Here is a 12445-nt window from a genome sequence, read left to right on the forward strand (position 1 = left end):
TGTTTTTTATAATAAAAATTTATAATAAATCCCATTTTTCTTCCAAAAATACCTGATAGAAACTTATTAAAATCTAATTGATTTTTCCCCTTGCCAACCAAACAACCCTGGAAAACATCTCTTTCAGAATCAATGGAATAGAAGTAACTCCACGCTTAGCGGCATAATTAGCAACGGCTATCGCCAAATCAGGTTTAGAAGAGCGCTGGATAGCCTTTGCAAGAACTTTCCTCGTTGATATGCGGACATTTTTGGGAATATTGGCAATTTCATGATAAACATCACTGAAATCAAAACGATATAGAAAATGTTCCATATCTGGTGCAGGTAAAGAAGTTAATCTATTACTGACAGTATCACCGATTTCTTCCGCAAACAATTTAGCTGTGGCAGCATATTTTTTACCTGCATCATCACCATCGACCAACGTGTGCCATTCAATTCCCATGTGATTGGCAAATTTCAAGAGAGGTTTTAGTCCGCTTTGAGCAAACTCAATGACTTTAATACCTTCTGATTCGAAATAATAACCACATTGACGAGCCAAATCATTAATTAGCCAAACTTCCGTTTCCCCTTCAACCAGTAGCCAACAACGGGCGAACAAAGCTGATGGGCGATTAAAATGGATATGGAACGAAACTCGGCGAGTTTCTTCCGCAGTTAAATAATTTTCTCCCAGACGATAAGCCATCACGCGACTGGAATTTCTAATTAAACGGCAAACGCCACTGAGAGGTGCTTGAGATAATAACTCTCCTGAATTCGTCGTGGTGATTTTTTGCAGCGAGAATAAACTCATCAACCCCCAGGAAATGGAAAGCATAATCGGATGCAAACGTGTTTCGGGATTTTCGATAATGACAAGCGGGCGAGCGTCGGAATCAAGGGAAATATTACTATTTGACTGTAGCAGTGAGGAAAAGATACTCAAAATAATCAAGCGAACATTGCGCTGGTCGGGCTTTGAACTGATCCGGTGGATAGCATCCAACACCTGCCAGCCCCGTAATCGATGTTGGCTATGTGATTGATTATTTCCGCGTTTATATTTTACATTTTTATGCTCAAATAAATCAGCGCCTTGTTCAGCAAAGTAATGTCCGATTAATTGCTGCATAGCTTCCATTCCCTGCCATAATTCTTCATTCGTTAATTCTTGCGGATTATCCATCAAAGCCAACGTCAATAATTCCATTTTTTCTCGAATTTCATCATGATAAGTGGAATTATCCGTAGCTTCTTTTAATGATTTATTTATTAATGTTTCATTGACAAAACGGGCGTCACGTAAGCGCAATACAGGATATAACCGTATAATTTCACGCAGTAAAAGTTCATTATCATCTAACTGTAAAGAATTTTCCTGTTCATTCAAAAAACAGCGATAAGTTTCTACTGAACCGTCTTTTTGTAATTCTCCGCTAACACGCAAATATATTCGTTTAAGTTCGTTTCTGGCCCCGATCCACAAGGGACGTAAATTACGTAAACGCGCTAGCCGATAATTTCCCTTCTGTTTTTCGCAAAATGTCAGGATTATTTGTAAATCACATTTCTTAACTGTGGTTTCATCCCATGCATGATAGAAATCAAGTTTATTAAAGCGATAAAATTCAGGCTTAGGTGATAATAAAGCGGTTAAAGCATCTAAAAGGCTCGATTTACCCCAGGCATTTTCGCCAATCAAGATAGTATTGTCATCAAGCATCAACGATAACCTGTTTATCCCTCTAAATCCTGAAATTTCAATACGTTCCAAGAACATATATTCCCCTATTCAAATAACCTGATTTATTTAACTTTATTTATAACATTTACCTTTTTCTAAAATAGAAATGCGTTGAATTTCAGTGCATTTACCTTTATTCTCTCTGTTATTTTAGTGTAAATATTTTGTTTCTGTTTGTTTGTTGGTCTTTATGACCAACTTCCATTATAAGAACTAGATAAAAAAAACTTTTTAATTAAATAAGGATGTAAAACATGTATTCAGGATTACTCATCATTCTCCTGCCATTATGCCTAGGCTATCTGATTCACCTGAATAATAAATCAGTAACGGCAATGGTTCACAAACTACTCGGCATCATGGTTTATATTATTCTCATTCTTATGGGCATTAGCCTCGCCATGCTGGAGAATTTAGGCAGCAATTTATTTTCTATCTTATTATATGCAACGACATTTTTTCTCTGCATATTATTCACTAATATGCTAGCCCTTTTTCTGCTGGATAAACGAGATCCGTGGATTGTTAATGCGCATAAACAAGAAAAACCCCCTTCCCGATTACATATGGCATTAGATTCCCTCAAACTTTGTGGCGCTCTCATTCTGGGATTTCTCATTGGGCTAACTGGCTGGTCATGGTTCCGCTTTTCCAGCAATGCCAGTGAAATTGTACTGGTTTTTCTGCTGTTTCTGGTCGGAATACAATTACGTAACAATGGCATGAGCCTAAAACAAACTTTGTTGAATCGGCGTGGCACCGTTATCGCGCTAGTTGTTGCCGTCAGCTCGTTGCTGGGTGGAATGCTGGCTGCATTTTTACTCGGATTGCCCACCAAGACCGGTCTTGCTATCGCATCCGGCTACGGCTGGTATTCTCTTTCCGGCATTTTGCTTTCCGATGCTTACGGGCCGGTTCTCGGCAGTACCGCATTTTTTAATGACTTAGCCAGAGAACTGGCATCCATTATGCTGCTCCCAATGCTGGTAAACCGCTTTCGCTCGACTGCATTAGGTTTAACCGGTGCGACTTCAATGGATTTTGCCTTACCGGTTTTACAGCGCTGTGGCGGAGCAGGAATAGTGCCAGCGGCTATCGTGCATGGTTTTATATTAAGTCTGATGACACCCTTGTTTATCGCATTTTTTACCCAGTAAGCAATACATTGCAATTAATCGTGCTAACTGATTAAAAAAAACTTTTAAAGTGCAAAAATAAATCCGATTGACTAATAAAGAAACAGAAAGTAATCTGAAAAAATGTCTATAGTCTGATTAGTTAAGTCACTAATTTGATAAAAACGACAATTTTATGCAGATATTATTGCATAGTTATTCTTATGGGATTAATATCCGAACAATAAACTAACTATTCACATTTTTCGCATGAGCATTCAATTAAAAAATATAAATTGCTTCTATGGTTCGCATCAGGCCCTGTTTGATATCAATTTTGAATGTACATCAGGGGAAACAATAGTCCTGCTTGGGCCAAGTGGCGCAGGTAAAAGCTCGTTGTTGAGAGTATTGAACCTGCTAGAGATGCCCCGCTCCGGGCAACTCAATGTGGCAAAACACCAATTTGATTTCAGCCAGAAACCTAATCAAAAAGAGATTCTGGCATTACGGCAAAATGTCGGTATGGTTTTCCAGCAATACAACCTGTGGCCACATTTGACTGTAATGGATAATTTAATTGAAGCACCATGCCGAGTCTTGAAACTTTCTAAGCAACAGGCACGGGAAAAAGCCGAAAAACTTCTTTCTCGCCTTCATCTGGACGAATTTGCCAGCCGTTTTCCATTGCACCTTTCAGGTGGTCAACAACAACGCGTTGCAATTGCCCGGGCATTAATGATGGAACCCCAAATTCTATTGTTTGATGAGCCTACCGCTGCGCTTGATCCTGCAATTACATCTCAGGTCATTGATATTATCAAGGAACTGGCAGGCACTGGCATTACCCAAGTTATTGTGACTCATGAAGTGGAGCTGGCCCGCAAAACAGCAAGCCAGGTTGTATACATGGAGCAAGGACGCATTATCGAAAAAGGTGATATGACTCACTTTGCGCAACCGCAAACTGAAGCCTTTGCTCACTATTTATCACACTGAATTTATCGTACTGATACACCATTTAACACACAGATATACATTTATCACATTGATATACCATACTTAATCTGTCATAACGGCAATCAGTGATAAAACAAACACCAAGAACATTTATCAATCACAACATCCATGAATGACAGGATATTGCTATGAAAAAATTATTATTTGCAACTTTATTAAGCGCAATAACCTTATCGGCAACCGCAGCAGAGCAAGCCACTCTCCGTTTTGCCACAGAAGCCTCTTATCCGCCATTTGAATTTATTGATGCAAACAATAAGATTCAGGGATTCGATGTCGATCTGGCGAATGCAATATGTGCAAAAATCCACACTAAATGCACATTCACCAACCAAGCCTTCGACAGTTTGATTCCCAGCCTGAAATTCCGTCGTTTTGATGTCCTGATGGCCGGTATCGATATCACACCAGAACGCCAAAAACAGGTGGACTTCACTGATACTTATTATGATAACTCCGCTATTTTCATTGCTGTTAAAGGGAAATTTAACAATATTTCTGACCTGAAAGGTAAACTGGTCGGTATGCAAAATGGCACAACTCACCAGAAGTATCTGATGGAGCAACATAAAGAAATCAAAACTGTGCCTTATGATAGCTACCAAAATGCGATCCTTGATCTAAAAAATGGCCGAATTGATGCGGTATTCGGTGACACCGCTGTTGTTAATGAATGGCTGAAAACGAATAAAAACTTAGGCACTGTTGGCAATAAAGTGACAGATAAAAACTATTTTGGAACAGGTTTAGGCATTGCAGTTCGCAAAGGTGATACTGATTTATTGAATAAACTGAACAAAGCTCTCGCTGAAGTGAAACAAGATGGTTCGTATGACGTCATCTATAAAAAATGGTTTGAACAATAAAACTGAGTCCCAATGAGTGAACTTCAATCTTTAATCAGCGCCGCCGGAACAACCGTCGGCCTTGCTATTTCTTCGCTTGCAGTAGGTTTGGTTCTGGCAATGCTTTTTGCTGCGTGGGAATCCGTCCGTTGGAAGCCAATCGCTTTTTTAGGCTCTTGCTGGGTAACATTGATTCGCGGGCTGCCTGAAATTCTGGTCGTTCTTTTCATCTATTTCGGAAGCTCACAGCTTCTGATAATGCTGTCAGAGGGTTTGGAAGTTAATCTGGTTGTCTGGCAATTTAAGCTACAAATGCAAATTGACAATTTTGATGTCAGCCCTTTTCTTTGCGGCGTTATTGCCCTTTCATTGCTTTATTCAGCTTATGCTTCACAAACATTGCGCGGAGCTTTGAAAGCGGTTCCCGCAGGGCAACGGGAAGCAGGCCAAGCATTGGGATTAAGCCAAAGTCGCATCTTTTTTCGTCTGGTAATGCCACAAATGTGGCGGCATGCCCTGCCAGGGTTGGGGAATCAATGGCTGGTTTTGCTGAAAGATACCGCCTTGGTGTCACTCATCAGTGTCAATGATTTGATGTTACAGACAAAAAGTATCGCAACCCGCACGCAGGAACCTTTCACTTGGTATATGATTGTCGCTTTGATCTACTTGGTCATTACACTTGTCAGCCAGTTAATTCTCAAGCGGCTCGAGATGCGTACCACTCATTTTGAACGGAGCGCTTCGTAATGTTTGAGTACATAAAGGAAATTTTGCCGGGTCTGCAAACCAGCCTCAGCCTGACTTTTTCGGCATTACTGACCGCGTTTATCTTGTCAGTTATTCTAACCATGATCCTGACAATGAAGCTGCCGGTGCTTTCCCAATTAGTAAAAGGCTATATCACGTTATTTACCGGAACTCCCCTGCTTGTTCAGTTTTTTTTGATTTATTACGGGCCGGGGCAATTTCCTGCAATAAAAGAATACGCATGGTTATGGCAACTTATGTCAGAGCCATGGCTTTGTGCGATGGTGACGCTGGCATTGAATAGTGCTGCTTACTCAACTCAACTGTTTTATGGGGCAGTAAAAGCGATTCCTGAAGGGCAATGGCAATCTTGCCAGGCTCTCGGCATGTCCAAGATTCATTCTGTGCGCATCTTGCTGCCTTATGCTTTTAAAAGAGCTATCTCCTCCTATTCCAATGAAATCGTTCTGATCTTCAAGAGTACTTCACTTGCCAGTACGATCACCTTATTGGATATCATGGGGTATAGCCAACTTCTATTTGGACGCACTTATGATGTTTCTGTCTTTGTTGCTGCGGGCATCATATACCTCTGTATTAATGCCCTGCTGACATTAATAATGCGTATCATTGAACATCGCGCTTTATCATTTGAGCATCGTAGCTGAACCTGATTCAGCCCTATCCTTATGAGTTGCAGCCTTATTGGCTGCACTCATTCCGCCTAACCTCATCATTACAAGTTGTGGCCCATCCATGTGCTTGGGAATCGCTCCCAATTGATAGAAATTCATTGGCTATATTCAACTAATTGCCATTTATTTGATTTACTCCGGCGATAACCAGTAGTTATCACCGGAATGAGCCGTAAGAATTGGGTTAGTTTGAATCCATCACTAACAATGCCAGGGTTTCATAATGTTCTGTATGAGGGAACATATCGAATAGCTGTACTTTTTCTATTCGATATTGTTTGAGCATGGCAATATCTTTAGCCATCGTCTGAGCATTACAACTTGAATAAAGCACAAACTTAGGAGCCATTCGGCCAAGGTATTCGCAAAGCTCTTTACCAATGCCCCGACGAGGAGGATTGACCAATACCAGCTCCGGTATCTGCGATTTATCAAGGGCAAAATGGGTGGAATCCAGCGCTTGAAACTCAACTGACTCCAGCCCCAGAGTTTTGGCCGAACTTTTGGCACACTCTATAGCTTCGGCACTAATTTCAATGCCGGTCAACTTAGTTTCTTTATCCGCACAATGCAGGCCAAAACCCCCCGCACCACAAAACAGATCCCACATGCTGCTTATCTTCAATTCCCTAACCCAGCGCCCCGCAGTGGCATACAGCTCTGACGCGATATCCGGGTTTGTCTGGAAAAAGCTACGCGGACGAATAAATAGTGGAATGCCATTAAAGGTTTCTTGCAGCATTTTTTGTTCTGTGAAAATGATCTCTTTTTCACCTTCCAAAATTGCCATATGCGTTGGTTGGATGTTGGCAGAAATGACGGCTAATTGTGGCAATTGCTCCTGTAACCAAGGTAAAGCCCGTTCCAATTGCGCCAATTTTGTTTCTGAACGCAAAACAAATCGCAGCATCATTTCACCATTGGCACGGCTCTCTGTCAGAAGAATAAACTTCAACTCTCCCTTTTTCCGGCCAACGTTATAGGGAACTAAGCCAGCTTTAGCAATGAATACCTTTATTGCTTCAAATACTGGCTGAAAATATTGTGGATACAATGGGCAATCACAAAGATCCACCGTTCTACCATCGCGATGCAGCATACCGAGTAAAGGACGTTCAACACTGCCACTTACTACCATTTTAGCTTTATTGCGAAATCCACTCGTTGTGCTGTCCACTGGCGAAAGCCAGTGTATGACAGATTCTTCCTGTAAAAGTTGTTTTAAATTTTGTTGTTTATCAGACAATTGCTGAGAATAGGACTTATCAAGCCACTGACAGGAGTGACAATGCCCCGCAGTATACTGCACACATCGCATTGTAAAAAACCGTATCGAAAAATATTAATGCAAGGTAAATGTTGATGTATTCGTCGAAGCCATTAACTCTTCCTCTTCAACTTCCATCTCACTTTCCATGTCATGATTAACATAAAGCAGATTATTACTGTGAATTTCGAAAATCACATTGGCAATTTGCTCTTCGCCCTGTTTCATAAAATTGGAAAATTGCCTGAACGTCATGCCCGCAGCAATAGGAAATGCCTGACAAAGAATCAGCTTAGGTAAGTTTTCGTCCTGTACATCAAGAAATGCCTTAACAGTGAGTGAACTAGCATTAATCTGGCTCAAATTGGCAACTAATGGAATTATTGCAGTTGGTCTCACTTCTGCCAGAGCAGAAAACAATACAACATCACCCAGCAAATCGATTTTGGCATCAAACAAGCCATCAATATTCTGCATATGGGGAAGATGCAAAACTGAGCCTGAATCATTTTCAAAATGAGAGATTTTGAGCCGTTCAAGCCACGTGCGCAATATTGACAAATCGGGGGTAACCATAGAATCCATCGCATTAACCTCGTATGACCAAGAAGTTACACATGCTACTTAGGGGAAGTATTCCGTCGAGTAGCAGCATGACCAATAATTAACCTATTTTGTTTTTTTCATCATCAGAAACTATCTGATGATTTTTATCTGTTTTCTTATGATCAACCCCTAAAAAGGAAAGATTATAGACTGCACGCCAGATAATATGGATAGCTGCTGGTATCAAGCAACCGATACCCAATAAGATCATAGCAATGTGTGCTTCGGTCGTCATTAATAAAGGTGATAGAATTATGCTATCAGTGATCAACAAATACGCGAGAACCAGTAGCCCAACCCCCAACGCTTCCAATAAAATGACCAGCTTAGGCATGTCTGCCAAAGATTTCATCTCTGCTGATGAATTTTTTTTCATTCTCCGCCTGTTCCTCCCAATCTTAAAAATAGACGCCTACCGATTGCAACAAATGCAGCAAGATATCATACCTGAATCCGTTCTATTGGCAGGACTAATTACATTGAAAGGAAATTCCTGCTTTTTTTTACCTTCGCTTACAGGCATAGTAACTCTAGATGACAATCTATGAAGTTCACGATCATAACCATTTCATAAGGAGTTAATATGTATACTGTCATTTTTGGACGTCCTGGTTGCCCATACTGTGTTCGTGCTAAAGATTTGGCTGAAAAATTAAAAGCAGATCGCGAAGATTTCGATTACCGTTACATCGATATCTGGGCGGAAGGCATTAGCAAAGAAGACCTATCAAAAACGGTTGGTAAACCTGTTGAAACAGTTCCTCAAATCTTTATTGATGAGAAACATATCGGTGGATGCACTGATTTCGAAGCCTATGCTAAAGCAAACTTGGCACTTTATACCAATAACTAAAAAAATAACTAAAAAACCTCAAAAAAAAACCGCTATCCAGCCAGAAATGCCCATCCTACTGGATAGTGGTAAGATTAGCCATACTGGCTAAATACCCCTGGTTTCACCTTCCTGAAAAAATTTTATGTTTTTTTCTCTTTGCTGAGAACTTTCGTATTATCGCGCAGTCTTAATTATTGCCACTGCTTTTCTTTGATGTCCCCATTTTGAGGAGCCCGATAGTCATCCACTTTGGTTAAAGACTATCGGGTTTTTTATTACTTATTTTTGTTACTAACTTAAAACATTATGTTAACTTTGGGCGTTTCACGACTTACAATCACTACATACTTACCAGTCCATAGGCTATCCGTTGCTCTTGTCACGGTTCTATTATTGCCCTATGCAACTTCAATACTCATTAAATAAAATCATGAATCCAAACAATCCCTTTTTACCCCTCGATATTATAGAATTACTCATTCTGACAACGAGTTGATAAAATGGATTTATCATATTTACGTAAATATCGCGCTTGTGAGGCTCATTTTGCTAGAACAACTTAACCACAACTTGTTTACTTTCATCAATGCAACACCAGATTCATCACCAGCAATGATCCTGATCGCAATCCTTATCGCGAAATATTGCGTATTTATTTACCCGGCGACTCTGGCTATCTGCTGGCTTTGGGGAAAAGAAAAAAATATCGCACTGCAACGGATTGTCGTGAGTAAATCTTGCATCGCTTTTGCCCTGGGGATCACTGCCTCATATATCATCGGGATACTCGTTCCTCATGCCAGACCTTTTGTTGAAGGCTTTGGCTACAATTACCTCCTCCATGCCCCAACAGAATCGTTTCCCAGTAACCACGGAACAGCCGTATTTACGTTCTCACTGGCATTCCTCTTTTGGCATCGTATCTGGTCAGGTTTATGCTTGCTGGTTATTGCCTGTGCCATTGCCTGGTCTCGGGTTTATGTCGGCGTTCATTGGCCACTGGATATGGTAGGTGCATTTTTAATTAGTTTGTTGAGTTGTGCCTTAACCCAAATGTTTTGGAATGTATGCGGGCAACAATTGCAAAATAAACTTATTCGCATTTACCAATTTATTTGTTCATTCTTTATTCAAAAAGGCTGGGTTAAAAATTAACTTTAAATTAACCTTAAATTAACACATACCTTCATTTTCTAAGTTTCAATTAAAAATGAAGGTATAAAAATGGCATCTGTTTTTAACTCAATATTCTTGGAAGAATAGAAAATTTCATTTTACGAAAATTATTTTTATACTGAATAACTCTGACAGATTATCGAAGTACAACCATCTGCTGTTATCCGTATATTGAATAAACACAGGCATGAAATGATTATCATTTCTTCACAAAGAAAGGGCATTATGGATAGATTTCATACATAACGATGATGTAAATTGGCAGCGTTTATTAATGACTAATCAATAAGAGAGTTGAATAAGAGCCAATAATGCTTCGTATCCACATCAATCCAACAAACTTAAAAATTATTTATTATCAACAAATTACTAAAGCAATATCAGGCAGATAGACATATTCAGATAAAAACATTGACATTTATCATCCTATTCAATTTTATTTCCCCTCCGTTAAATGATCACTATTAATATATAAATAAAATGCATTGCAATCATAAATCAACACATTAAATTGAAATAAATATAATGATATCTTTTTTACTGCTTTTTAAACTTGTTTGCATTTAATATTTAATCAACATTTTTATAAAATCTTATAACAATTTTCCTTTCCCATATAAATCTTGCAATTGCGAGAATGATCACGGTACATTTCACCAAAAATAATTATATTTCCACCATCAAACATCTGGAGTTACATTTTCTGATTTAGATATCAAAAATACAGCGTAAGAACTTACCACTCCTTTGTTTTAAATGAATAGGTTTTAGACAGCATTATTAATGTAATAATAAAAACGTTTAAATAAACATCAGCACTACATCTGATAACTTATTATTCATATAAAAATCCAACTCGTGCATTGTCATCAATGTGCGAGTTAACCAGTTTTTTAAATTTTACTTTATAGCTTTATTTCGGAGATATTTATGGACACATCTCAAACAGGTTCAATCGCATCCTCTGCGTTAAGCAAAAGCGATTATTCTACCTGGCGTAAATCAGACACTGTATGGATGTTGGGATTATATGGCACAGCTATCGGTGCAGGTGTTTTGTTCCTTCCCATCAATGCCGGTATTGGTGGTTTGATTCCTCTTATTATCATGGCAATACTTGCTCTTCCCATGACATTTTTTGCTCACCGTGGGATGTGTCGTTTTGTTCTATCCGGTAAAAGCAGCGGTGAAGATATCACCGGCGTAGTAGAAGAACACTTTGGTAAAGTTGCCGGTTTCTTGATAACCATTCTTTACTTTTTTGCAATTTTCCCAATTTTGTTGGTTTACAGTGTTGCGCTGACAAATACGGTAGACAGCTTTATCACCCATCAGCTTCAAATGGAGGCTCCTCCACGCGCACTGTTGGCTTTGGTGCTGCTTCTTGGTGTAATGAGCATTATCCGTTTAGGTGAGAAATTCATCGTTAAAGCGATGAGCGTGCTGGTATTCCCATTCGTTACCGTTTTGATGCTGTTGGCCCTGTATTTGATCCCTCACTGGAACACCGCTATCTTTGACACTTTGTCACTGAGTAACGCCACATCTTCTGTAGGCAGCACAGGCTTGCTGTTCACTTTGTGGTTGGCAATTCCAGTCATGGTTTTCTCCTTTAATCACTCACCAATCATCTCTGCATTTGCAGTAGCAAAACGCGAAGAATATGGCGAGCATGCTGAGAAAAAATGTTCACGCATTTTAGCTTATGCCCACATCATGATGGTTCTGACCGTAATGTTTTTTGTTTTCAGCTGTGTACTTAGCCTGTCACCTGAAAATCTGGCGGAAGCAAAAGCCCAGAACATTACCATTTTGTCCTACCTGGCTAACCATTTCCGTGTACCAGCGATTGAGTATGTAGCTCCGTTTATTGCTTTCATTGCCATTACTAAATCATTCCTTGGCCACTATCTTGGTGCGCGCGAAGGCTTCAACGGCATTGTGAACAAGACTCTGAGCTCTCGAGGCAAAACTATTCAGCATAAAACGCTGAATCGAATCACCACTCTCTTTATGTTAGTAAGTACCTGGATTGTTGCGACTCTGAACCCAGGCATCCTGAGCATCATCGAAACGTTGGGTGGGCCAGTTATTGCCATGATCCTGTTTATCATGCCAATGTACGCCATTAAAAAGATCCCGGCCATGCAGAAATATTCTGGTAAACCAAGCAACATTTTTGTAGTGATTATGGGAAGCATCGCAATTTCTGCTGCGGTTTACTCCCTGCTCTAATTTCAAATTTGGGGCAACATTTTATACTGTTTGCCTCATGAAAAAATGCCAGCCACTGATAAAGTTGGCTGGCATTTTTCTGTTCATGATCTTTTTGCATCTTACCCGTTTTATACCGCTTCTATATAGCTAAAGACCATTCTTGCTACTATACGCAATGAATTTCAAG

Annotated in this window: 12 protein-coding genes; 8 read left to right on the forward strand and 4 right to left on the reverse strand. The window is 39.7% G+C overall.

All coding sequences use genetic code 11. From position 1 onward, the window contains the following. Nucleotides 1-73 precede the first annotated feature (73 nt). Nucleotides 74-1768: a DUF2813 domain-containing protein gene (locus FE392_RS09475; RefSeq protein ID WP_319929980.1), complete on the reverse strand. Its 1695-nt coding sequence runs from the start codon at nucleotides 1766-1768 to the stop codon at nucleotides 74-76. Nucleotides 1769-1986: 218 nt separating this feature from the next. On the opposite strand from FE392_RS09475, the gene FE392_RS09480 reads away from it, so the two are divergent. The 5 genes from FE392_RS09480 (at nucleotide 1987) to artM (ending at nucleotide 6130) form a co-directional block, all read left to right on the forward strand. Continuing rightward, the gene (locus tag FE392_RS09480) at nucleotides 1987-2889 is read left to right on the forward strand and encodes a LysO family transporter (protein WP_319929981.1); all 903 of its coding nucleotides are present in this window, start codon (nucleotides 1987-1989) and stop codon (nucleotides 2887-2889) included. A gap of 228 nt (nucleotides 2890-3117) precedes the next feature. After that, complete coding sequence (gene artP, locus FE392_RS09485) at nucleotides 3118-3846, forward strand: arginine ABC transporter ATP-binding protein ArtP (protein WP_319929982.1); 729 nt, start codon at nucleotides 3118-3120, stop codon at nucleotides 3844-3846. A gap of 149 nt (nucleotides 3847-3995) precedes the next feature. Next, entirely contained in the window at nucleotides 3996-4733 is a 738-nt protein-coding gene (gene artJ / locus FE392_RS09490; protein ID WP_319929983.1) for an arginine ABC transporter substrate-binding protein, read from the forward strand. A 12-nt stretch (nucleotides 4734-4745) separates the two neighbouring features. Continuing rightward, nucleotides 4746-5462, forward strand: a complete 717-nt coding sequence (artQ, locus tag FE392_RS09495) for an arginine ABC transporter permease ArtQ (RefSeq protein WP_319929984.1) — start codon at nucleotides 4746-4748, stop codon at nucleotides 5460-5462. Continuing rightward, complete coding sequence (gene artM / locus FE392_RS09500; protein ID WP_319929985.1) at nucleotides 5462-6130, forward strand: arginine ABC transporter permease ArtM; 669 nt, start codon at nucleotides 5462-5464, stop codon at nucleotides 6128-6130. Before artQ ends, artM begins: the two co-directional genes overlap by 1 nt. A 211-nt stretch (nucleotides 6131-6341) precedes the next feature. On the opposite strand, the gene rlmC is transcribed toward artM, so the two are convergent. The 3 genes from rlmC to FE392_RS09515 all read right to left on the reverse strand — a co-directional run bounded on the left by rlmC (nucleotide 6342) and on the right by FE392_RS09515 (nucleotide 8406). Next, on the reverse strand, nucleotides 6342-7475 hold the full coding sequence (gene rlmC / locus FE392_RS09505) for a 23S rRNA (uracil(747)-C(5))-methyltransferase RlmC (protein ID WP_319929986.1): 1134 nt from the start codon (nucleotides 7473-7475) through the stop codon (nucleotides 6342-6344). Between the two features lie 24 nt (nucleotides 7476-7499). After that, entirely contained in the window at nucleotides 7500-8009 is a 510-nt protein-coding gene (locus tag FE392_RS09510; RefSeq protein ID WP_319929987.1) for a type III secretion system chaperone family protein, read from the reverse strand. 79 nt (nucleotides 8010-8088) lie between these two features. Then, a complete protein-coding gene (locus FE392_RS09515; RefSeq protein WP_319929988.1) occupies nucleotides 8089-8406 on the reverse strand; it encodes a YbjC family protein in 318 nt (105 codons plus the stop codon). A 207-nt stretch (nucleotides 8407-8613) separates the two neighbouring features. Between FE392_RS09515 and FE392_RS09520 the strand changes: the two genes are divergently transcribed. The 3 genes from FE392_RS09520 (at nucleotide 8614) to FE392_RS09530 (ending at nucleotide 12276) form a co-directional block, all read left to right on the forward strand. Continuing rightward, entirely contained in the window at nucleotides 8614-8883 is a 270-nt protein-coding gene (locus FE392_RS09520; RefSeq protein WP_319929989.1) for a GrxA family glutaredoxin, read from the forward strand. Between the two features lie 528 nt (nucleotides 8884-9411). Continuing rightward, on the forward strand, nucleotides 9412-10020 hold the full coding sequence (gene ybjG / locus FE392_RS09525; protein WP_319929990.1) for an undecaprenyl-diphosphate phosphatase: 609 nt from the start codon (nucleotides 9412-9414) through the stop codon (nucleotides 10018-10020). A gap of 951 nt (nucleotides 10021-10971) precedes the next feature. Beyond that, a complete protein-coding gene (locus FE392_RS09530; protein ID WP_319929991.1) occupies nucleotides 10972-12276 on the forward strand; it encodes an HAAAP family serine/threonine permease in 1305 nt (434 codons plus the stop codon). The last annotated feature ends 169 nt before the right edge of the window (nucleotides 12277-12445 follow it).

The sequence above is a fragment of the Xenorhabdus santafensis genome (assembly GCF_033949405.1).
GTDB lineage: Bacteria > Pseudomonadota > Gammaproteobacteria > Enterobacterales > Enterobacteriaceae > Xenorhabdus > Xenorhabdus santafensis.

Excerpts from the sequence above, each read along its gene's own strand:
- FE392_RS09475 (WP_319929980.1), bottom strand. The coding sequence starts at position 1,768 with ATGTTCTTGGAACGTATTGAAATTTCAGGATTTAGAGGGATAAACAGG.
- FE392_RS09480 (WP_319929981.1), top strand. The coding sequence starts at position 1,987 with ATGTATTCAGGATTACTCATCATTCTCCTGCCATTATGCCTAGGCTAT.
- artP (WP_319929982.1), top strand. The coding sequence starts at position 3,118 with ATGAGCATTCAATTAAAAAATATAAATTGCTTCTATGGTTCGCATCAG.
- artJ (WP_319929983.1), top strand. The coding sequence starts at position 3,996 with ATGAAAAAATTATTATTTGCAACTTTATTAAGCGCAATAACCTTATCG.
- artQ (WP_319929984.1), top strand. The coding sequence starts at position 4,746 with ATGAGTGAACTTCAATCTTTAATCAGCGCCGCCGGAACAACCGTCGGC.
- artM (WP_319929985.1), top strand. The coding sequence starts at position 5,462 with ATGTTTGAGTACATAAAGGAAATTTTGCCGGGTCTGCAAACCAGCCTC.
- rlmC (WP_319929986.1), bottom strand. The coding sequence starts at position 7,475 with ATGCGATGTGTGCAGTATACTGCGGGGCATTGTCACTCCTGTCAGTGG.
- FE392_RS09510 (WP_319929987.1), bottom strand. The coding sequence starts at position 8,009 with ATGGATTCTATGGTTACCCCCGATTTGTCAATATTGCGCACGTGGCTT.
- FE392_RS09515 (WP_319929988.1), bottom strand. The coding sequence starts at position 8,406 with ATGAAAAAAAATTCATCAGCAGAGATGAAATCTTTGGCAGACATGCCT.
- FE392_RS09520 (WP_319929989.1), top strand. The coding sequence starts at position 8,614 with ATGTATACTGTCATTTTTGGACGTCCTGGTTGCCCATACTGTGTTCGT.
- FE392_RS09530 (WP_319929991.1), top strand. The coding sequence starts at position 10,972 with ATGGACACATCTCAAACAGGTTCAATCGCATCCTCTGCGTTAAGCAAA.